The following is a 21,263-nucleotide window of genomic DNA, read 5'->3' as shown; positions in this document are numbered from 1 at the left end:
GGAAGGGGGTCGCCGGTTTGAAGCGGATCTCGTCGTGCATGGTGCCGGACGGGCCCCGAACATCGACGCCCTGGAACTGGACAGTGCCGGAATCGAAGCCACCAAACGCGGCATCACCGTAAATGAGAAGATGGCCACTTCGAACCCATATGTTTACGCCGTAGGCGACTGCGCGGACACCCTTCAGCTGGCCCGGGTGGCTGACGCCGAGGCGGAAACGGCGGCGAACAACATCGTCAGCCTGAGCAACGGCGACAACCCCGGGGCAGTCATGGATTATTCGGCTGTGCCGACAGTCCTGTTCACCTATCCCCAGTACGGGATGGTAGGCGCTACGGAGGATGCACTCAAAAAGGAAGGCGCAAGCTATGAAAAGAGCTGTGAAGATCATCTCGACTGGCCCACGTATACGCGGGTGGGGATCGCCCATGCGGCCTATAAGGTGCTCGCGGGAGAAGATGGGAAAATTCTGGGTGCGCACATCCTTTCGGACAACGCCGCCGGCCTGATCAACGCCTTCAGCCTGGCGATGCATAACGGCCTCTCCGCAGAAACGCTTTATCGCCAGAGTATCATGACACCTTATCCCTCGAGGGAAAGCGATATCATCTACATGCTGAGGCCACTGGTCTTTTGAGCCATCCGCCCGGAAGCCCGAAGCGGTTCTCCAACGCATCATCGTATCTCGAAGGTTGGTGGAAAGCCCAAATACACCCCGCTGTCCGTAAACCGCGCGATGGCACAAATCCGCATCACGTCTGAAAAGGGGCAGCGGGGCCGTCACACCCGAGAAAACGTTGTGAGTCCGCACGAACCGTTCATTGATCGGTTTTCGATCTGGGCAGCATCGCACGAATCACGGTACCCCGTCCGATCCGGGAATGGATATGAAACGACCCGCCTACAATCTCGCAGCGCTCGCGCATGGCGGTCAGACCGTATCCACTTAAGGGATCTTTCCCGGGATGGATATCGTTGACGTTGAATCCCCGGCCGTTATCCTCAACGACAAGGCAGACGGTGTGATCGCCATCCGTCTTACCGAGATGCAGACGGACGAGATCGGCCTCGCTGTGCTTCTGGGCATTGTTGAGGGCCTCCTGAACAATTCGGTAAATGATGATCTTCATCGCTTCGGGCACCTCTTCTTCACTCATGTCGGCGGTAAAATCGACCCGGATTTTGCCGTAGGTACGCCGGAACTGACGCAGATACCATTTCAGGGTGGCCATTAAACCCAAGTCATCCAAGGTCGTAGGCCTGAGGTTGGCGGATATCCGCTTTGTTTCCTTAATGGCCGCCGACAGGTAATCGATCTCCCGGGATAAGGATTCGTCAAGTCGCCCGCCGTTCTGCTCTCTATCAATTTCCTTTTCTTCGAGGCTGAATTTGATGGCGGCCAGGCTGCCGCCGATGCTGTCGTGCAGTTCCTTGGAGATGGTTCTTCGGTCGGCTTCCAGCGCATCCAAAACCCTCATGGACATTTGCTTGAGCCTTTCGCGGGAGAGCGTCAGTGCCCGCTCGATCCGCTTGCGTTCGATGATTTCGTTCTCCAATGCGTTGATGCTGGCCTGAAGATCCTTCGATCTTTTGGCGATTTCCTCCGCGAGCAGGTCCATCATCTCTTCACAGGCCGCTTCCTGATCGGCGGTCAACTCCACCGGGTTTGCGATGCTGATGGCTGTCCTCAGGCCGTCCGCCCATCTCCCCATCGGCGCGCTGTAAAAGTTCCATACCCAAACGTGGCCGCTCTTGTTCTGAAGGGATACACGCCGGGTCCGATATGCCGTTTCCGATGAGAAAAGCCCGGATAAATACGTCTCGACTCCAGTCGGATCCCGCCCGCCCATACAATCGATCCAGTCGGAAAAGCCGGCAATCTCCTCGAAGGCATATCCGACAGCGCTCTCGAACGCCTTGTTGATCAGCACAAATCGACCGTCTTCCCGTGCAATGACGATGGGACCAGGCGCATTGTAAAATGCCGCGAAGAACGCATAATGGTTATCGGCGCAAGAATCGTCCATCTCGAAATATCACAAATTATTTTTTAATGTCATATTGTTGGAATCTGATTTGGCGCCTCGGGACACTGAAGAATTCCGGAAACCAAACCCATGGAACGAACCTTGAAACATCGCCTCCGGCTATCGGCTATTCTATTTTTTGGGTTCCACGAGCCCCTTTTCAATGGCGTACGAGGTCAGCCTGGCCACATTGTGCAGATCGAGTTTGCCCATCAGGTTGGACCGGTGTTTTTCCACCGTCTTGACGCTGATATGGAGAAATTCGGCGATCTCCTTGTTGGTGTACCCCTCGGCCAGAAGTTTAAGCACTTCGCGCTCCCGTTGGGTGACATCGTCCCAACTGGATGTTTTTTTAAGCGTCTTCCGGCTCGTAATATATCCTTCCATAACGAGATCGGAGATACCCGGGCTGATGTAGGTCTTTCCCTTCAGAACACTGTCGATAGCCAGCATGAGTTCCCGGCGACTGGCGTCCTTGATGCAGTATCCGTCCGCACCGGCATCGAAGGCCTCCAGCACGAACTGATCGGATTCATGTATGGTGAGGGCGAGGATACGAATATCCGGCAGCTCCCGTTTGATCTCTTTCATCACCGATATACCGCCCATCTTTGGCATCGACAGATCCATCAGAACCAGTTCGGGCTTCAATTTGCGGATCCGGCGCACCGCCGCCAGACCGTCTTCGGCTTCTCCAACGATCTCGACATCGTCACGGCGACCCAACATCGACTTCAGCCCTTCCCGAAACAACTGATGATCCTCGACAATGAATATCGTATGCTTATGTGTCATTGTCCGATTCCTCCCACTCCCCAGATCCTGAACGTGACAGGTCGTGAATACCCGGCGCGGCATCGGGAACGTCCTTATGTGAGGACTTAACTTTCGACTTTCGTGATGTTGACCGGAAATCGGGTCAAGACGGAATGGGCATCAGCGCTTCCTCAACTCGCGGCCCTCCCTCAAGCCGTTAGTCTTCACTTCACCCCCTGATGCAACTGCATGAAGTGTGAGTCCTTCAACAGCACCAGCCCTAACCGTCGAAATTTGAACATAATGTATGATATCCGATATTGACGGTTGTGGCAAACAGAAACGCCGGTTCCTTGCCGAAATCGCCGCTGTCGATCCCGTCGACACACCCAATCTTGACATGCAGGCAAATTGTGAACTACACTTTAATTCACGGGCTCCGACAGAGGTCGGTCCGAACCGCCAACCCGCCGGAAGATCCCCGTATAGGCGGCAAACATCTCCATCAGCGCGCCGGTCGGCATATGGACATCAACTGGGAACTCATATCGAATTTTGCGACGGCGATGATTGCCATCGTCAACCCCGTCGAAAAAATTCCACTTTGGATCGAAGCATCAAAAGGCGGAAAAGCGCATTTCCAATGGCGGTTGGCCGCACTGATCATCTTCACCAGCGTCATCATTCTCATGATCTTTCTGCTGTTGGGACGCCAAATTCTGGAACAACTCAAAATCGATCTCGCCAGTTTCAAAATCGGCGGCGGACTGATCCTGCTTCAGTTCGGCTTCAGCATGCTCAAAGGTGAAGCGGTCACCATCAACAGTAAGGAAAATGTCGAAAAGGACGGCAATGTCACCAGTGAGGTCGTCAAACGCTTTCAGGAAGTTTTTGTGCCCATCGGTGTCCCCGTCATCGCCGGCCCCGGGGCCATCACCACGGTTATCATTTACGGCTCCCAAAGCGCTACATGGATGACGTCTCTCGGGTTGGCCATTGTCCTGGCGGGTGTCCTGTCCCTGTTGTTTCTCACACTCATTACCGGACCGTCGATTGCGAAACTGGCCGGTGAGATGCCGCTGAGGCTGACCTCAAGAGTTTTCGGAATGATTCTGATCGCCATCGCCGTTCAGTTCATGGTCGACGGCCTGAGGACGGTATTTCCCGGATGGGTCGCCTGACGTCCCGGAAAGGATCTTGACGTCGAAGTTCTGGATATCGTAAGAAGATCGCTTCGATTCAGGAAAACCCATGAGACCTTCGTGAATTTCAGATACATCTTCTCCCAAACTCACAAATGCAGGAGGCATGTGCCATGACGGATCAGGAAGCGGAACAGAGTCGCCCGAACGCCAACGACCCCACATCGAAACTGATCGAAACGCTGGAAAAGCACCGAGGCGAAAGGCATGTGATTGTCCTCCAGGATTACCCCGACCCTGACGCCATTTCCGCGGCGCTGGCCCATCAGATTTGTTGCAGCCGGTTCGAAATCGAGACGGACATTATCCACTCCGGTCGGATCAGCCACCAACAGAACATCGCCCTGGTCCGTCTGCTGGGTATAGACCTTATTCGATATGAACCGAATCTTGATTTGACGCCCTACAGTGGCGCCGTTTTTCTGGACACCCAGGGGTCTACGGCCACCGCACTCGTCAAAGCCCTTGCAGAGGCTAAAATTCCCACGATAATCGTCGTGGACCATCACGAAACACAGGCAGAACTGAACGTTGAGTTCAAGGATATCCGGCGCAACATCGGCAGCACGGCGAGCATCTACTCGGAATACCTCAAAAATGGATTGCTCACGCTGGACGGCACCGTTCAGGAGCATATCAAGATCGCCACCGCGCTGACTCACGGCATTATCACGGACACCGGCGGCTTCGTTTACGCGAAGCCGGAGGACTTTCAGGCAGCGGCATTCCTGAGCCGATACAAAGACGCGGATCTCCTCAATCAGATCATGATGCAGGAACGCTCCCGACAGACTATGGATATCACCGAACGGGCATTGAGAAACCGGGAACTCGCCGAAAACTTCTCCATCAGCGGCATCGGCTACCTCCGGGCCGAAGATCGGGACGCCATCCCCCAGGCCGCCGACTTTCTGATGACCGAGGAAAACATCCACACCGCCATCGTTTACGGCATCGTCACCGACAAAAACCATGATGAAACCCTGGTCGGGTCTTTTCGGACCTCGAAGATCACCCTCGACCCGGATGCCTTCATCAAAGAGGTCTTCGGTAAGGACGCCGCCGGGAACTATTTCGGGGGCGGCAAGCTGTCGGCCGGCGGATTTCAGATTCCCATCGGTTTCCTCTCCGGCGTTCGGGATGAAGAATATCGTCAAAAAAAATGGCAGCTTTTCGATGCCCAGATCAAACAGAAAATTTTTTCGAAAATCGGCCTCAAGAACAAGGCTGCTGAATGACGGCGGTGCATGCACGGTCGATGTAACGGTTTTACACCATCAGAACCTCAACTCCGCGATCAGCGGCAGATGATCGGAGGCGAGCGGAGCAGGCGGGGCTGCATATGGGCGTATGGACGCCAAATGATTCGGGGGATGGACCCAAATGCGATCCAGTGCCAAAAAAGGTCGACGGCTGGGAAATGTGGGAGGTGCCGGCATAGCGCCCAAACGATGGTTCACCCACCTTACAGGCCGCCCCCACGTAAACCATTCATTGAAATCTCCCATAAGAATTGTCACCGCGGCCGTCGTCCGATCCAACAAGCCCAGAAGCCGTCGCATCTGGTACCGTCGTTCTCCAGGTCGAAGCCCCAGATGGGTGGCAATCACCCGAACGGCCCTGCCGTTAATCCTCAGCATCAGGAATATGGCTCCCCGAGGCTCTCTGTCCGGCAGGCTGAGATCCAGACGTTCTATCCAGACGGGTCGGATTCGGGTCAAAGCGACATTCCCGTATGCACCTTTTTCATCCAACAGCGTCGGCCCCGGTATCGCCCGGCCGTCGACGGCCGCCGCCAACCGGCTCAGTATACTCCTCGGCGGCGCACCACGGAACCCCACTTCCTGAAGTGCCGCCACATCTGGATCGACGCCGTTTAAGACCTCGGCGATGCGATCGGGAGATTCGATGCCGTCACGACCGATACACCGATGGATGTTGTAAGTGGCAATTCTGATCCGCATTCACTGCGTATGCTCCGTTGGCCGTCGATCCCTTTCCTGACCGTCCCGTCTGCTTCGAAGCCATCGCCGAAGGGCGAAAAGTCCGGCTGCGACCAACACCACGGCGCCTGCCATGGTTGCGAAATGCCCCAGGTCCGGCATGCGAAACGTTTCATATATGCGGTCCGCCAACAGAACCGTTGCCGTCACGCCGGGAAGCATACCGACGAACGTGCCGAGAGCGAAATCCCTGAAGCGGATTTCAGAAACACCGGCAATCAGGTTGATCACTGAAAACGGCGCCACGGGAACGATGCGAAAGGTGATGACGGCCTTCATCCCGGAAGCCGAAAGCTTACGGCTGAGCCGGTTGATCAGACTTCCGGCGAATCGTCGCACTGCGTCCCGGCCCAGACATCTGCCGATCGCGAAAACAGCGACAGCGCTCAGTTCAGCTCCGGACAAGGCATAAAAGAAGCCTTGCCAGGGGCCGAAAACAAGAACGGTGGCGATAATCAACAGGGTAACCGGAAACGCCGCCATTCCGGCGACAACATACGCTGCAGGAATCCAGATCGGCGTCAACGGCTGTTTTCTGATCCAGTCGCCCGCCGTACGGAGCGAAGCCAGATCGATCCAGTCACCTGCCGGCGTCCAGCGCCACAGGGCCGCCATCAGAATCACGACAGCGATCAGAAGAATGACTTTCACCAGGTGCCGATAGGCGGAGGACTGCTGTTCAGGGCTGACAAAATAATCAACGAGTTCGTTGGGCGACACCGGCCTTTCAGGATCCAGCAATACCGACTCGGGAACCCATCGGTCGACCTCGGGTGGTATACATCCGGACAAAGGGACAAGGGTCCGCTCACGGCTTCGAAGGGATTCTATAGCGTTGATCAACGATCCGGTTTTCTCGAGGGCCGCCTCGACATCGTGAACTTTCACTCCTGAATGCTCGGCGATCAATCGGTTTCGAAAGCGGGCGATCGCGGATCGAATTGCATTGTCCGAACCGGCGGCAACCGCCAGATCGCACTCGGAATCGAGTCCCATGGATCGATTGCTCAAATTGGAAGATCCGATGCGAACGAAAGCCTCGTCAATGACCATAACCTTTGAATGCACCATGAGTCCGCAGTGAGGCGTTTCGGAGATTCTTGGGTAATACACGCGAAGGCGACTGTATTCGTCGGCCTTCCGGAGACTCTCGAGCAGCCGGGCACGGAGGACGTCCATGGTATAATGCTCCAGCCAACCGCTGCTTTTTTCCGGAAGGACGATCACCACTTCAGGGCCGTCGTGGGCCTTGAGGCGACCCCTCAAGGCTTGACCGATGCGATGCGAACTGAAGTATTGGTTTTCGATGTAAATGAAGCGCTCAGCAGCCGCGATGCCGTCCAGATAGAGTTGTTCCACCTCCCTCACCGCCGAGCGATCACCGTAAGCCGGCAATGTCCGCGCCACGGCGACCTGAACATTCTCGAGATCCGGCTTGAGATCCGGCGGCCACACATCGTCCTTATCGGGAGCGCTTTTCATGACGAACGGTTTTTTGCCGACGGCCAAAGTCCATCGCTCCCGGACCAGTTCCCCCAGCACGACGGCCGCTGAATCGTCCACGGCCATCTGGACATCATGAAACGGCGGATAGGGTTTCCCGTCAGGATCGGTTCGACGATTGTCTTCAAGCAGGTGATCCGGGGTATCCCACCGCCATTGGCTCAGATCAAGTCCTCCGACAAAGGCAACGGCGTCATCAACCACCACGATTTTCTGGTGCTGGGACGCTCCCACGGGATGGTGACCGTCAAGGCAGAAATGAATTCTTTTATGCGTTCGCCACTTCAGTTTGTACCGTGGAAAAAATTCGCGCTCCATGGCGTATATCATGGCGAAATCCCAACTCAACAGATATACGTGAAGTTCTTTTCGCGCGGACGCCAAGCGGTCAAGGTACGCACCCAGTTTGACGGAGTCGGCGCCATCGTCTTCGTTTCGTATCAGTCGGACATCGCTGTGAAGATCCCACCCGACGATGAAAATACTGCGGCGAGCCCGACGGAACGACTCGTGAAGAGCGCGGAAATAGGCCTCGCCGTCAACGATAAACGCCGCTCTACGGGCATTCACCTGCTGCCAGCAGTTTCGTGACGGCTTGAGAATCTCTTCCATTGGACGTCATCCTTTGAAGGCGTTGAAATGAGACGGCCCCGTTATTTTCCAGATCACCAATAATAAGGTCGCCCGTAAAAGTCATAAAGGACCGTCTCGTATTTCCGATTGACTGGAACGGATGGATCGAATTCAGGGCTTTTCTCGATATGGGTGCGGGTCAAAGAAACTACAACTTTTCGATGCCGCCAGTCCACAAGTTCAACCCATTGCGGTGAGACCAGGACCTTTTTACCGCCGGGCAGCAGGTTTCGGGTATCGATGACCAGATAGCGAATGATCCAGGTACCCAGATCAACGATATAATCCTCTACATGACCGATATCGGTATCCGTTGCCTGTATGGCGTATCCCATGACCTCCCGGACGGATCGAAGCGTAACGTTGTTCTCGATCTTTTCACTCGCTTCCCGAAGACGCTCTTGCGCCCGGTTCAGCAACCGGGGATAAAGGTGCGGGCCCCAGACCGATGGTCCTCCCCAATAACCGCCCCAATCGTAGTACTGATTGAACGCCTTTTCATAGCGACGTGATACGGGGGCGTCGCTGTCAAGCGGCGGGGAATCCTTGATCTGATCCCGAGTCAGGCCGACACTCAGGCTTCTGCTGGACGCATCCGCGTCTCCGATCGATATGGGAGAAATCAGTACCTTCCGGCCTGGAAGCCATTTTTGGGTATCGGCGACAATATACCGGACGGCCCAGTCCTGATCATCAAAAAGGAAGTCGCTGCACCGCCCGATGTCGCCATCCTGGGCCGACAGTCCGTATCCCTTGATATCTTTGAGACTTCGAAGCATTGGCATGGGCTCCTCCTTATTCGATATTCATCTGAATTGATCTTCTTTTTTTGATGTTGACCTTCCTTGATCAGCCCTCAGCATACCGAATCTGTTGAATATCGAAAATAGGGGATGGAACTGATTTCGGACAACACAACGGCGTATCGTTAACCGCCGCACCCTGTTTTCCGTTCCGATCCGTCGGCATGCGAACGGCTGTTCAGATGAGCCGGGAGATTCTCCTTTTTCGATCCGGCATCGGGGCAAAGCCCGAATACGTCGCGTTTCCCGGGAATAGGGTCTCCTCATTGCACAACTACAGGATGGGACTACTATCGTCGGCGGCGCGACAGCGCTTATAATGAATGCATTGCATATTTTAACGGCATTAACCTGAAGACATCGAGGAGGATTTATGTTGTTCATAGGTCATTTTTCGTTCGACGGAATGGACGCCGGCGGCAACGTGAAACACGGCTATCTCAGCAGCATCGTCGATGCCGAAAGTCCCGAATCCGCCGTTGCCAAGTTTGAGGATCACATCAGAAAAATGAAAGGCGCACACGAGGCCATGAACGATGTGATCAAGGTCTATATCGAGGAAATTCTTAGGATTCCAAGAATCCCCGAGACGCCGATGATCACTCGAATTCAATCATCTCAAGGCGACTTTCCACACTCCGTAAGCCACGCCCTGCCCGGGGTCGACAGCGGAGATGTCGAAGCCTTCGGCTTCGCGGCCGATGTCGAGCGCGATAAGTCGTCCGACGACGATGACTTCGTTGAATCCGAACCTTTCATTAAATTCGGCCGATGATGGAACGCAACCATGGATCGACCTCTCCTGGAAACCGATCAGATTCGTTGTTACATGGAAAACGGTAAGGAAATCCCCTGCGACGGCACCGGGCAGGATGCCGCATTCGAAAAATCGTCGCCGGTGTCGATAGAACGATTTGAGATGTCAGGCGGCGTCGTCAGGGACGGCTTCACCGGGGCCGTATGGACACAGGATGCAAACCCGGCTGAATTTCCCCTCACCTGGCAGGAGGCGCAGGATTTCACAGCGGAGATGCGCAGAAATCGCGCCCACGGGTATGATCGTTGGCAATTGCCCTCTCGCCGTCTGCTCTTTTCGCTGATCAGCCACCAGAATGTCAACCCGTCGCTTCCAGACGGACATCCCTTCAAAAACGTCTTTACGGGGTACTACTGGACCCGGGAAACGTGCTCCCGGTTACCGGATCAGGCATGGTACGGTCATCTGGGCGGCGGGCGTATCCACAGAGGGATGAAGCAGGGTTCCTACATGGTGTGGCCGGTGTCGCCGTCATACACTGAAAAAATTCCCGGCCGGCCGGGCGGCAGCCGCTTCACCGTCGACGGTCAATGCGTCCATGACGCCCTCACCGGCTTGACCTGGCTGAAGGATGCCGATTCAATCGGGGGTCGCCTGACCTGGCAGGAGGCGCTGTCAGGAATCCTGGCGCTCAACCGCAAGCATAAAGAAGACAGACGAATCTGGCGGCTCCCCAATATCCGGGAACTGGAGAGTCTCGTGGATCTTTCATCCCATTCCCCCGCACTCCCCACCGGATATCCCTTCCGTAATGTCCAGGAGGCCTACTGGTCGTCGACGACCAGCATTTACGAACCCCGCTACGCCTGGATTCTGTATATGCGGGATGGGTTTGTCGGGGTAGGCTTCAAGCAGCGGAATGATTTTCATGCGTGGCCGGTGAGCGATGGATGACATTCCGGTCGACCCCCTTGAGGAAGCCCTCGAATGCAGGTTGCATCGGCTTGACTTTATTTTCTATACAATATATTATATTGTGTTTAATGGGATCATAACATATTAAATAAACATTGTTTTATAATTTAATCGGTCTTTTAATCAGAGACATTTTATTTGGATACAAAATAAATACACCATCCAAAACCAAGAAACAGAGGTAATATCATACATGTGCGGCATATGCGGCGTATTGAATTTCGGATCTGTAGAATCTGACGACAACTCATGTCATACCGTTGAAAAAATGATGCGCGTTCTGGCGGCCCGAGGCCCCGATGCCAAGGGGCTCTTCATGCAGGGGGATGCCGCCTTCGGACACAGGCGGCTCAAGATCTTCGACCTCAGCGAGAAATCCCATCAACCCCTGGTAGACAACGCCCTCGGCCTGGCCGTCGTTTACAACGGCGCCCTGTACAACTACCGTGAACTCCGCTCCGAACTCAGGGATATGGGGTACACCTTCTTTTCCGACGGGGACACGGAAGTGCTCCTGAAGGCTTATCACGCCTGGGGCAAAAACGCCCTTGCACGCCTCAACGGAATGTTCGCCTTCGCCATCCGCCACCGCGACAGCGGTAAGGTGGTCATCGGACGCGATCGGCTTGGCATCAAACCGCTTTACTACAGCCGCAGACCCAACCGCATCAGCTTCGCGTCAACCTTGCCGGCGCTTCTGGTTCAGGATGATGTCGACCGGGAGATCGATCCGGTCGCGCTCCACTATTACATGACATTCCACTCGGTGGTTCCGGCCCCCCACACACTTCTGAAGGGCATCCGGAAATTGCCGCCGGCCACGTTGATGACCATCGCACCGGACGGGGACGTGACGTTTGAACCCTACTGGCGGCTTCGCTTCGGCCCCCGCCCCGAAGAGAGGGATTATCGTTTTCGAGATTGGGGCTCGCTGCTGCGGCAAGAGTTGGAAAACGCCGTTCAGCGGCGCCTGACAGCCGACGTTTCAGTCGGAGTGCTCTTGTCGGGAGGGCTGGACTCCAGTCTCGTCGTCGGTCTTCTGGCCAATGCGGGACAATCGGATCTGAACACTTTTTCCATCGGGTTCGAAAGCGTCGGCGACGAACGAGGCGATGAATTCCGCTATTCCGACCTGATCGCCCGACATTACGGCACCGTTCACCACAAGATCGAGGTGGATGCCGGCAGGGTTTTGCCGGCCCTGGAGCGATGCGTTACCGCCATGAGTGAACCCATGGTGAGCCATGACTGCATCGGGTTCTATCTGTTAAGCGAGGCTGTCTCCAAACATGTGAAGGTGGTCCAGAGCGGTCAGGGTGCCGATGAGATCTTCGCGGGCTATCACTGGTATCCCGCGATGATGGAATGCGATGCCAACGCCGGTGACCCTCTGTCGCAGTATGAGCGCGTCTTCTTCGATGGATCCCATCGGGACTATCTCGACGCCGTGGATACACGATTTCACGGGAAAAACCACAGTCAGGCCTTCGTTCGGCGGCATTTCGCCGACAGCGGCGCCGATTCGGCCATCGACAAAGCCCTCCGGCTGGACACCACCGTGATGCTCGTCGAGGATCCGGTGAAGCGCGTCGACAACATGACCATGGCCTGGGGACTCGAGGCGCGGGTGCCTTTTCTCGACCACGAGGTGGTCGAGTTGGCCGCTCGAATTCCCGCCGAACACAAAATTGCCGACGGCGGAAAAGGCATTTTGAAGGCGATGGGTCGCGAGATCATCCCCTCCGAGGTCATCGATCGCCCCAAAGGCTATTTTCCGGTGCCGGCCCTGAAATACTTCAGGGGCGAATATCTCGATTTCGTCCGGGAAATCCTGTCGACACCCACGGTGAAAAACAAGTCCCTTTTCAACCCCCTATATGTAGACAGGGTCCTTGCGGATCCCGACGCCCACATCACCCCTCTGCGAGGGGCCCGACTCTGGCAGATGGCCCTTCTAGGTTACTGGCTGACCCTGCATAATGTTTAACGTCCCGGATGCCCTGCACGGGAAGAAGAGAACAGTGAGTCATGCGAAAAAATTATGATATGCGATATCGACTGGAACGGTCTTCGAGTCTTTCGACGAGAAGCTGGCAAAAACCCGTCGGCCCCCGATCTCAGAAAATGCGTTCCAATGTGGCCATAGACATGGGCTGGGGTCGCCTCATTTTCGGGCAGACCTTCAAGACCATCGAAAGTCTTGCCAACGCCGTGAGGGCAGAGGAAGAAGACTGCAGGGACATCGCCTTCTACATCCGAGATCCTCATGTGATGCTCTCAATGGCACCGACGGAACTGTTTCTCGATCCCTCCCATGCCTACCGGATCTGGTCCCATGATTACCGACACAGCGGGGTCCACTGGAAGGCTTTCAACATCAGAAGATTGAGCAGCGGAGAAGACGCCGCAGCCGTGAACGATCTTTACGCTTCCCGGGGAATGGTTCGATGCGACGCCGATTTCATGCTGGATCGTCATGCCACGAAACTGAGGACCTATTTCGTGGCCGAAGCCCAATCAGACGGCCGAATCATCGGCACCGTGACGGGCGTCGACCACGTGGAGGCCTTTAACGATCCTGAAAACGGCGCCAGTCTGTGGTGTCTGGCAGTCGATCCTCAAGCCAACGCCCCCGGCGTAGGCGAAGCGTTGGTGCGGCATCTGCTCGAGCATTACTTCACCCGGGGACGCTCCTACGTCGATCTTTCGGTGATGCACGATAACGAGGGCGCCATAAGACTTTACGAAAAGCTCGGCTTTCAGCGGGTCCCGATTTTCTGCATCAAGCGCAAGAATCCCATAAACGAACCGCTTTACACCGTACCGGTGTCCGAAGAGATGCTCAACCCTTATGCGCGGATAATCATTGACGAGGCACATCGCCGCGGCATCGACGTGGAGATTCTGGATGCGCCTTACGGTTATTTCAAATTGAAAAGCGGAGGCCGAGCCGTTGTCTGCCGGGAGTCCCTCTCGGAACTGACATCCGCTATCGCCATGAGCCGTTGCGACGATAAGCGGGTAACCCATCGCGTCCTCGCCAAAGCCGGCCTTAAGGTGCCCGTTCAATATATCAACGAACTCCCCCCTTCCAAACCCGAAAAGCAGTGGGTCGTCAAACCCGCTCGGGGGGAGCAGGGGGCCGGGATCAGCGTCGATGTGAGGACCCGGGCGGAACTGGAGCGCGCCGTGTCATTGGCCCAGGAAGAGTGCCAGGATTACATCGTCGAGGAATTCATCGAGGGGCGCGACCTGAGGATCATCGTCATCGACTATACCATGGTAGCAGCAGCCGTTCGCAAACCGCCCCTGATCACGGGTGACGGCCGTCACACCATCGAAGCGCTGATCGAAAAATACAGTCGTCGCCGTGCCGCCGCCACAGGCGGCGAAAGCCATGTGCCCATGGATGACGAAACCTTGCGGTGCCTCAAAATGGAAGGGTACGGGCGGGCGGACATCCTTCCCGAGGGTCGGACGATCCAGGTGAGGAAAACCGCCAATCTGCATACCGGAGGCACCATCCACGACGTCACGGCAAGGCTGCATCCGGCATTGTCGTCAGCGGCCGTCGATGCGGCTGCAGCGCTCGACATTCCGGTCACCGGCCTCGATTTTATCGTGCCCGACGTCACCGGGCCCCGATACCATATTATCGAAGCCAATGAGCGGCCCGGCCTGGCCAACCATGAGCCTCAGCCGACAGCGCGGAAATTCATCGATCTGCTGTTTCCTCAAACCATCACCCAGAGACAACCCCGAAACCTCCAATAATCCGGCCGTCCAGCCGCATCGTTCACGGAAAGAGAACCATGGAACTGATCGACATCGACAAGGAATACCTGTTCGGGACCCTGACATCACTGCTCAACATCCCCAGCCCCGCCGGATACACCGATCAGGTCGTGCACTTCGTGGGACAGGAACTGCAGCGACTTGAGATCCCTTTTATCGTGACCCGCAGAGGCGCCATCCGCGCCACCCTGTCCGGCGGCCGGGAAACCTTTCTCCGTGCCGTCTCCGTCCATCTCGACACCCTGGGCGCCATGGTGCGAGATCTCAAAGACAATGGGCGATTGACCTTGTCGCCCATCGGTACATGGTCGAGCCGATTTGCCGAAGGGGCCCGTGTGACGATCTTTACCGAGAAAGGGCCCTTTCGCGGCACGGTGCTGCCGCTGAAGGCCTCCGGCCACACCTTCGGCGATGAGGTGGACCGTGTGCCGGTGAGTTGGAACCACATCGAGGTGCGCATCGATCATCGGAGTCGATCCCAGAAGGATCTCATCGACGCCGGATTCAACGTGGGCGATTTCGTTTCCTTTGACAGCACCCCTGAAATCACCCCCAACGGCTTCCTGAACGCCAGGCACCTGGACGACAAGGCCGGAGTTGCTCTGGTACTCGCCGCCGTTCAAGCCCTTCGAAAATACGACGTGGCTATCCCCGTTCCGGCGCATCTGCTTCTCACCATTTCCGAGGAAGTCGGCGTCGGCGCATCCGCGGTATTGTGCGGCGACGTTGCCGAGATGGTCGTCGTCGACAATGCTACGGTGGCGCCGGGTCAAAACTCATGGGAATTCGGCGTGACCATCGGCATGATGGACGCGGCCGGTCCTTTTGACTATCACCTCACCCGAAAGCTGATCGGACTTTGCCGGGACAACGGCATCGAATACAGCCGTGACGTATTTCGACACTACCGCAGCGATTCCGCATCGGCCATCGAGGCCGGAAACGATACCCGGACCGCGTTGGTCGGGTTCGGAGTGGACGGCTCCCATGGATATGAACGGACCCATGAATCCTCCCTTATATCCGTGGCGCAGCTGATCGGCCTCTACCTCCAGAGCCCGCCGACATTTGCCCGCGACAAGGACGGGGTGTCGACGTTAAACGGTTTCCCCCACCAGCCGAAGCGAGACATCATCCAGATCGAGGTCTGAAATCCCGTGAACCGTCGCAACCGGCCCCGTATGGCCCGCCCCGACGGGAAGCCGCCCCATGATCGCGAACAGAGCCTATCGGCGAACACCCCGGTTTCATGGATTGAAGGCGTTCACCATAGATCATGGAGCGCGTCAAGAGAAGATGTAAGGATGTCCGGTATCGGGATCATTTGACACGAACTGAAAATTATGAAAAATTGAGCCAACCCGATTTTCAGGGCCTATCAACATCACGAAAATCGAGTTGAGCGACAAAGAAGACGCCGGCGACCGCCGCCGAACGGCGATTTCATAGATCGGCTGCCGGTCTCGCGGGAGAAGGGGAAGAAATTCATGTTTGATATAGCGGTGGCATGTCTGGTGCTCACGGCCGTCCTGGCGTATTTCAACCACAGGTTCATCGGACTGCCGACTACCATCGGCGTCATGACCATCGCCCTGGTCCTGTCGCTCGTCATTGTCGGCCTGGACCGGCTGGGCATCAGTGCCCTGCACGATTATGAGGTCTCTTTTCTCGCCGCCATCGATTTTTCAGACGTGCTGATGGAGGGAATGCTCTCTCTCCTCCTGTTCGCCGGAGCACTCCACGTCGACCTCGGCAGTCTGAGCGAATTCAGGTGGTCAGTTGGACTTTTGGCAATAGCAGGCACGGTTTCCTCAGCGGCGATAATCGGATTCGGACTGTGGCACCTCCTGCCCCTGACGGGCATCCCTCTGCCCCTCCCCTACTGTCTGATCTTCGGCGCGCTCATCTCCCCTACCGACCCGGTTGCAGTCATGGGGATTATGAAATCGGCGGGAGCCCCGAAAAATCTCGAGGTTGTCATCATGGGAGAATCCCTGTTCAACGACGGTATCGGCGTTGTCCTGTTTTCCATTCTCCTGGGCTTTCTCGCCGGAAATACACCGCCAACCCTGACGGATGGAATACTCCTTATCATTCGGGAGGCCGGCGGAGGCATCCTTTTCGGATTAACCTTGGGATCGCTCACCTATATTATGCTGAAGAGTATCGACAACTACCAAGTCGAAGTGCTGATCACCCTCGCCGCGGTGATGGGCGGCTACGCCCTGGCCAGTCGGCTTCATGTCTCGGGACCCCTGGCGATGGTGGTTACGGGGCTTTTCATCGGTAACCACGGCCGTCGGCTGGCAATGTCGGACAGGACGAGAGAGAACCTCGACACCTTCTGGGAGTTGATCGATGAAATACTCAACATGCTGCTGTTCATGCTGATCGGGCTGGAGGTGATTCTCATTTCCTTCTCGGTCAACCTACTGATCGCAATACAGATCGTCATCGTGCTGACGCTCCTCGCACGCCTTTTCACCGTGGGAATGCCGACAGGTCTCTTCGGCGAGCAGTTCCGCCTGCCCCGCGGATCCTGGAAGGTCCTCACTTGGGGCGGACTTCGGGGCGGAATATCGGTGGCGCTGGCACTCTCCCTGCCGCACGGTCCGGCTCGGGAAGTGGTGCTGGCACTAACCTATTCGGTAGTAATCTTTTCAATTCTCGGCCAGGGGCTTACCATCGGCTCCCTTGCCCGAAAGGTTGTTCCAGCCCATCGGGCAGGCTGAAAATTCCTTCGGGATACAGACCACTGCAGAGCATCATACAGGACGACCCTTTGTGCAAGAGAATCCGGAGAAGGCGATCCGATCCCGGTGTTCCGGGGAAAACCCCACGGCGCAATCCTCATCTCTGCTTGCGGGTTCCGCCTTAACAAAATGTTAACGTTTCAGGTTTTCCTAACACATTTCTAACAATAGGCAGATAAGGATACCGCGTTCTTTTTTCAATGGCGGCGGCTTTAAGCATGTCTTCTGAAGATGCAGAAAAAGTCGGACTCGCCCCGTCGGACCCATTTTTCAGAAAACGAGGAATTAATGGAGCTCTATCTTTTCGCCCTGATCGTCCTGTTTGCCATCGCGGTCGCAGACCTGATCGTCGGAGTCAGCAATGACGCCGTCAACTTTCTCAATTCATCCGTGGGATCCCGTGTGGCCCCCAGAACCACTATCATGATCATCGCGAGCCTGGGAATTCTGGCCGGGGTAACCTTTTCCAGCGGCATGATGGAGGTCGCCCGAAAAGGGATCTTTCACCCCCAGTATTTTCTCATGCCTGAGTTGATTACCATTTTTATCGCCGTCATGATTACCGACATTCTGCTGCTGGATCTCTTCAACACCTTCGGCATGCCGACATCCACCACCGTCTCCATCGTGTTCGAGCTGCTCGGCGCGGCCATCGCCGTATCCATTTTCAAAATCTCACAGAACGGACAAGCCTTGTTGAGCCTGGGCGATTACATCAACACCGGCAAAGCGCTAGCCATAATCTCCGGCATTCTGCTGTCGGTGGGCATTGCCTTTGTTTGCGGGGTCGCGGCCCAATTCACGACGCGGCTGATCTTCACCTTCGACTTCGCACCCCGGCTCCGCCGCTACGGCGGACTCTGGGGCGGCATGGCGCTCTCCATGATCACCTACTTCATTCTGATCAAAGGCGCCAAAGGCGCTTCTTTCATGACCGCCGACGCCGTTGCCTGGATCAACACCCACACATGGACGATCCTGGGCGCGGGTTTCATATTTTTCACGATCTTGTTCCAAGTGGTTATCCTGACGACCCGGATCAATATCCTCAAGCCCATCGTGCTGGCCGGCACCTTCGCTCTCGCCATGGCCTTCGCCGCCAACGACCTTGTCAATTTCATCGGGGTCCCGTTGGCCGGCTTTCACGCCTTCACACTGGCCAAGGCCACCGCCGCCCCCCTCACAACGCCCATGGCGGCGCTCCAGGCCAAGGTACATACCAGCACCCTATTTTTGCTGGGTGCGGGCGCCATTATGGTCGTCACCCTATGGCTGTCCCGAAAAGCCCGCACCGTTACACAAACCGAGATAAGATTGGGTCGACAGGAGGAGGGGCTCGAGCGCTTTGATTCGTCCCATCTCTCCCGGGTCATGGTCCGCATGGTCACAGGTCTTTTCGAAGGCGGCCGGAAACTCTGCCCCATCGCCGTGCGCCGATGGATGCGGGACCGGCTGGACGCCGAAGATTATCTGCCCGCGCCGGGTTACGACGGCAAAACCCCCGAATTCGACCTGCTGCGCGCCAGCGTCAACCTGATGGTGGCCAGTGCGCTCATCTCCTGGGCTACCAGCATGAAGCTTCCGCTTTCCACCACCTACGTGACCTTCATGGTGGCCATGGGCACCTCACTGGCCGATCAGGCCTGGGGCCTGGAGAGCGCCGTCTATCGGGTCACCGGCGTGCTCGCGGTTATCGGCGGATGGTTCTTCACCGCTCTCATGGCCTTTACCGTGTCTCTGGTCTTCGCTTTTGCCCTCGCCTATCTTGACGGCATCGCCCTTGTCGGCCTCCTGGCCTTGGTGGCTTTCATTATTTTCCGAAATTTCAAGATCCACGCCACCAGGGAAAAGGCGGATCGGGAGATCCAACGCCTCGACCTGAAACGGGTTACGGACATCCATTTCGCCGTTCGTACCTGTTTTGAACACAGCGGCGGCTTTTTGGAAAAGGTTTCAGGCGATATTTCCACCTGTTTTGACGGAATTCTCGCCCAGGACCGTAAACGACTGAAACAACTGCGCCACGAAACCAGCAAGCTCCAGAGGTGGTCCAACATCATCGTGGCCAACATCTTCAAGACCCTTCGGCTGACCCAGCAAGCAGACCTGCGAGATGCGGGCAAATACGCCAGTGTCATTCTGGCGCTCCAGGAAATCACCGAAAGCATGCGGGACCTGATCCTGAGATGCCACGTCCATACGGCCAACCAGCATTCCGGCCTCCTGCCGTCCCAAAAGGAGGAACTGTCCGATGTCCGGCGCCATGCGGAGGCCCTGCTCCGGGATGCCGCCGACATGCTGCTCGCCCGGAAGGCCTTCGTCTACAGGGAGATAGCGGCTCATTACGTCAACCTGAAAGAGACATTGGACGACCTGGACCGAAAACAGATCGAGCGTATTCGCAGCGGAGCATCCAAGACGCGCCTCTCCATCCTGTTTTATGGGATCAACAACGCCGTGCTCAAGATCAGCGAACAGGTACTCCACCTGCTCACCATTTTTGACAAGACGCTCACATTGAAGGAAAATGCAGAGGTCGACGCCGGAAATGGGCCTTCACCCGCCGGCCAGGCATGAGACCCCGGCAGACCGTTCCTCCGATGACGGCGGGCTTACTCGAGGCAGTCCGGAACCTCCTGGATCGACGGTCACCGAAAATCGATGACGAGGAGATCTCCTTACGCATGGGGGCCTATCATGCGCTCAACTTTTTTCTCAAGCACCCGGACCTCCTCGAGGGCACCATTGCCTTGAGCAGGCTGCACCGCCTGGACCGTTTCGAATTTGGCATATGCCCCGAAGAGCTTCCGGCGGTTTCTTTCAGATGAACTGTTTCCTTGAACATCTCTGCACATAAACACAAGGAGAATCATGCCATGAATCCCAAAATCTTCCTGATGGTGGTTATCGTACTTTTCGGTTTCGAAATCCCGAATGTCCAGGCAAAAACAGGAGACGTGCCGCTGGAGCGGATCCGGATGCCCGAGGGTTTTCATATCCAGGTCTTCGCCGATGATATCCCCGATGCCCGGTCGATGGTGCTGGCCCCGGGCCGCACCCTGTTTGTCGGCACGCGCAGGGCCGGAAAGGTGTATGCCGTTCGCGACACCGACGGGAATTTCAAGGCCGACGAGATTCTCACCGTCGCTTCCGGCCTGAACTCTCCAAACGGCGTGGCAATTCACAACGGCGACCTCTATGTGGCGGAAATCCACAGGGTCATCAAGTTCCCGGATATCGAACGGAACCTCGACCGGATTCCCTCCCCCGTCGTCGTGCGGAACGACTTTCCAAAGGACCGCAGCCATGGATGGAAATTCATCGCTTTCGGTCCCGACGGCATGCTCTATGTCCCGGTCGGTGCACCCTGCAATATCTGCCGAAGCCGAGACCCACGGTATGCCGCTCTTCACCGCATGAGGCCCGACGGCACAGGCCTGAAAATCTTTGCCGAAGGCATTCGCAACACCGTGGGATTCGACTGGCATCCGGAGACCGGAGAGCTCTGGTTCACGGACAACGGCCGAGATCGCATGGGAGACGATATCCCTCCGGACGAACTCAATCACGCGCCCCGAAAAGGGCTTCATTTCGGCTACCCCTTCCAACACGGCAAAAATATTCCGGATCCGGAATACGGCGGGATCACCCCCCCGCGTTCGCTCACGCCGCCGGTCCAGGAACTGGGACCTCATGTGGCGGCCCTGGGAATGCGGTTTTACACCGGCAAACAATTCCCGGCGGAATATCGCAATCAGATTCTCATCGCTGAACATGGGTCATGGAACCGAACCGAACCCATCGGCTACCGGATCACCCGGGTGTTTCTGGAGGGCAATCGATCGGCGGAATACGAGGTGTTTGCCGAGGGTTGGCTTCACCAGGGAAGCGTATGGGGACGGCCTGTGGATCTATTGGTTATGCCTGACGGCTCCATTTTGGTCTCGGATGACTACGGCGGAAGAATTTACCGCATCCATTACCGTCCATAAGCCGGCCCGAAAACAAACCTCGTGCGGCCAGACCATCGGTGTTCCGATCGATCGTATTGGAAGC

17 protein-coding genes are annotated in these 21,263 nt (G+C 56.4%); 12 read left to right on the top strand and 5 right to left on the bottom strand.

Annotated elements, in window-relative coordinates; translation table 11 throughout:
• A partial coding sequence (locus AB7S84_RS08450) for an FAD-dependent oxidoreductase (protein WP_428153891.1) occupies positions 1–637 on the top strand: 637 nt, incomplete at its 5' end.
• Positions 638–818: 181 nt separating this feature from the next.
• Here the strand turns inward: AB7S84_RS08450 and AB7S84_RS08445 are convergent.
• Together AB7S84_RS08445 and AB7S84_RS08440 are read right to left on the bottom strand one after the other, a co-directional pair.
• Positions 819–2,027 (bottom strand): ATP-binding protein, encoded by a 1,209-nt coding sequence (locus AB7S84_RS08445; protein WP_020875994.1) that lies wholly within the window; start codon positions 2,025–2,027, stop codon positions 819–821.
• A gap of 132 nt (positions 2,028–2,159) precedes the next feature.
• Positions 2,160–2,822 carry a response regulator gene (locus AB7S84_RS08440; RefSeq protein ID WP_020875995.1) on the bottom strand — a complete coding sequence of 221 codons (663 nt, stop codon included), beginning with the start codon at positions 2,820–2,822 and terminating at the stop codon, positions 2,160–2,162.
• Between the two features lie 374 nt (positions 2,823–3,196).
• Here AB7S84_RS08440 and AB7S84_RS08435 point away from each other — a divergent pair, with 374 nt between their 5' ends.
• Positions 3,197–3,964, top strand: coding sequence for a MarC family protein (locus AB7S84_RS08435; protein ID WP_020875996.1), 768 nt, complete (start codon positions 3,197–3,199; stop codon positions 3,962–3,964).
• 134 nt (positions 3,965–4,098) lie between these two features.
• On the top strand, positions 4,099–5,223 hold the full coding sequence (locus tag AB7S84_RS08430; protein ID WP_020875997.1) for a DHH family phosphoesterase: 1,125 nt from the start codon (positions 4,099–4,101) through the stop codon (positions 5,221–5,223).
• Between the two features lie 39 nt (positions 5,224–5,262).
• Here AB7S84_RS08430 and AB7S84_RS08425 read toward each other — a convergent pair whose 3' ends face one another.
• Genes AB7S84_RS08425 through AB7S84_RS08415 form a run of 3 tightly spaced genes read right to left on the bottom strand, consistent with a single transcriptional unit; the run spans position 5,263 to position 8,909 of the window.
• A complete protein-coding gene (locus AB7S84_RS08425; protein ID WP_020875998.1) occupies positions 5,263–5,949 on the bottom strand; it encodes an endonuclease/exonuclease/phosphatase family protein in 687 nt (228 codons plus the stop codon).
• Positions 5,950–8,103 (bottom strand): VTT domain-containing protein, encoded by a 2,154-nt coding sequence (locus tag AB7S84_RS08420; RefSeq protein ID WP_020875999.1) that lies wholly within the window; start codon positions 8,101–8,103, stop codon positions 5,950–5,952.
• 53 nt (positions 8,104–8,156) lie between these two features.
• A complete protein-coding gene (locus AB7S84_RS08415; protein WP_020876000.1) occupies positions 8,157–8,909 on the bottom strand; it encodes a hypothetical protein in 753 nt (250 codons plus the stop codon).
• A 391-nt stretch (positions 8,910–9,300) separates the two neighbouring features.
• Between AB7S84_RS08415 and AB7S84_RS08410 the strand changes: the two genes are divergently transcribed.
• From AB7S84_RS08410 to AB7S84_RS08370, 9 genes are all read left to right on the top strand, one after another.
• On the top strand, positions 9,301–9,702 hold the full coding sequence (locus tag AB7S84_RS08410; protein WP_020876001.1) for a hypothetical protein: 402 nt from the start codon (positions 9,301–9,303) through the stop codon (positions 9,700–9,702).
• Between the two features lie 12 nt (positions 9,703–9,714).
• Positions 9,715–10,638 (top strand): DUF1566 domain-containing protein, encoded by a 924-nt coding sequence (locus AB7S84_RS08405; RefSeq protein ID WP_020876002.1) that lies wholly within the window; start codon positions 9,715–9,717, stop codon positions 10,636–10,638.
• A gap of 214 nt (positions 10,639–10,852) precedes the next feature.
• Positions 10,853–12,646, top strand: coding sequence for an N-acetylglutaminylglutamine amidotransferase (locus tag AB7S84_RS08400; protein WP_020876003.1), 1,794 nt, complete (start codon positions 10,853–10,855; stop codon positions 12,644–12,646).
• 137 nt (positions 12,647–12,783) lie between these two features.
• On the top strand, positions 12,784–14,433 hold the full coding sequence (ngg, locus tag AB7S84_RS08395) for an N-acetylglutaminylglutamine synthetase (RefSeq protein ID WP_428153884.1): 1,650 nt from the start codon (positions 12,784–12,786) through the stop codon (positions 14,431–14,433).
• 38 nt (positions 14,434–14,471) lie between these two features.
• Positions 14,472–15,605: an osmoprotectant NAGGN system M42 family peptidase gene (locus AB7S84_RS08390; RefSeq protein ID WP_020876005.1), complete on the top strand. Its 1,134-nt coding sequence runs from the start codon at positions 14,472–14,474 to the stop codon at positions 15,603–15,605.
• A 336-nt stretch (positions 15,606–15,941) separates the two neighbouring features.
• Entirely contained in the window at positions 15,942–17,186 is a 1,245-nt protein-coding gene (locus AB7S84_RS08385; protein WP_020876006.1) for a cation:proton antiporter, read from the top strand.
• 309 nt (positions 17,187–17,495) lie between these two features.
• Positions 17,496–19,784, top strand: a complete 2,289-nt coding sequence (locus tag AB7S84_RS08380; protein WP_020876007.1) for an inorganic phosphate transporter — start codon at positions 17,496–17,498, stop codon at positions 19,782–19,784.
• Positions 19,785–19,807: 23 nt separating this feature from the next.
• Positions 19,808–20,035: a hypothetical protein gene (locus AB7S84_RS08375; RefSeq protein WP_174376642.1), complete on the top strand. Its 228-nt coding sequence runs from the start codon at positions 19,808–19,810 to the stop codon at positions 20,033–20,035.
• Between the two features lie 48 nt (positions 20,036–20,083).
• Positions 20,084–21,199 (top strand): PQQ-dependent sugar dehydrogenase, encoded by a 1,116-nt coding sequence (locus tag AB7S84_RS08370; protein ID WP_020876009.1) that lies wholly within the window; start codon positions 20,084–20,086, stop codon positions 21,197–21,199.
• Positions 21,200–21,263 lie beyond the last annotated feature (64 nt).

Source organism: Desulfococcus sp. (assembly GCF_050178255.1).
GTDB classification, from domain to species: domain Bacteria; phylum Desulfobacterota; class Desulfobacteria; order Desulfobacterales; family Desulfococcaceae; genus Desulfococcus; species Desulfococcus multivorans.
Note: the sequence above shows the minus strand (reverse complement) of the source record. Positions and strands in the feature narration are given on the sequence as shown.

Coding starts and splice junctions, on each gene's coding strand:
- AB7S84_RS08445 (WP_020875994.1), bottom strand. CDS start 2,027: ATGGACGATTCTTGCGCCGATAACCATTATGCGTTCTTCGCGGCATTT.
- AB7S84_RS08380 (WP_020876007.1), top strand. CDS start 17,496: ATGGAGCTCTATCTTTTCGCCCTGATCGTCCTGTTTGCCATCGCGGTC.
- AB7S84_RS08420 (WP_020875999.1), bottom strand. CDS start 8,103: ATGGAAGAGATTCTCAAGCCGTCACGAAACTGCTGGCAGCAGGTGAAT.
- AB7S84_RS08425 (WP_020875998.1), bottom strand. CDS start 5,949: ATGCGGATCAGAATTGCCACTTACAACATCCATCGGTGTATCGGTCGT.
- AB7S84_RS08400 (WP_020876003.1), top strand. CDS start 10,853: ATGTGCGGCATATGCGGCGTATTGAATTTCGGATCTGTAGAATCTGAC.
- AB7S84_RS08370 (WP_020876009.1), top strand. CDS start 20,084: ATGAATCCCAAAATCTTCCTGATGGTGGTTATCGTACTTTTCGGTTTC.
- AB7S84_RS08385 (WP_020876006.1), top strand. CDS start 15,942: ATGTTTGATATAGCGGTGGCATGTCTGGTGCTCACGGCCGTCCTGGCG.
- AB7S84_RS08375 (WP_174376642.1), top strand. CDS start 19,808: ATGACGGCGGGCTTACTCGAGGCAGTCCGGAACCTCCTGGATCGACGG.
- ngg (WP_428153884.1), top strand. CDS start 12,784: ATGCGTTCCAATGTGGCCATAGACATGGGCTGGGGTCGCCTCATTTTC.
- AB7S84_RS08405 (WP_020876002.1), top strand. CDS start 9,715: ATGGATCGACCTCTCCTGGAAACCGATCAGATTCGTTGTTACATGGAA.
- AB7S84_RS08440 (WP_020875995.1), bottom strand. CDS start 2,822: ATGACACATAAGCATACGATATTCATTGTCGAGGATCATCAGTTGTTT.
- AB7S84_RS08415 (WP_020876000.1), bottom strand. CDS start 8,909: ATGCCAATGCTTCGAAGTCTCAAAGATATCAAGGGATACGGACTGTCG.
- AB7S84_RS08410 (WP_020876001.1), top strand. CDS start 9,301: ATGTTGTTCATAGGTCATTTTTCGTTCGACGGAATGGACGCCGGCGGC.
- AB7S84_RS08430 (WP_020875997.1), top strand. CDS start 4,099: ATGACGGATCAGGAAGCGGAACAGAGTCGCCCGAACGCCAACGACCCC.
- AB7S84_RS08390 (WP_020876005.1), top strand. CDS start 14,472: ATGGAACTGATCGACATCGACAAGGAATACCTGTTCGGGACCCTGACA.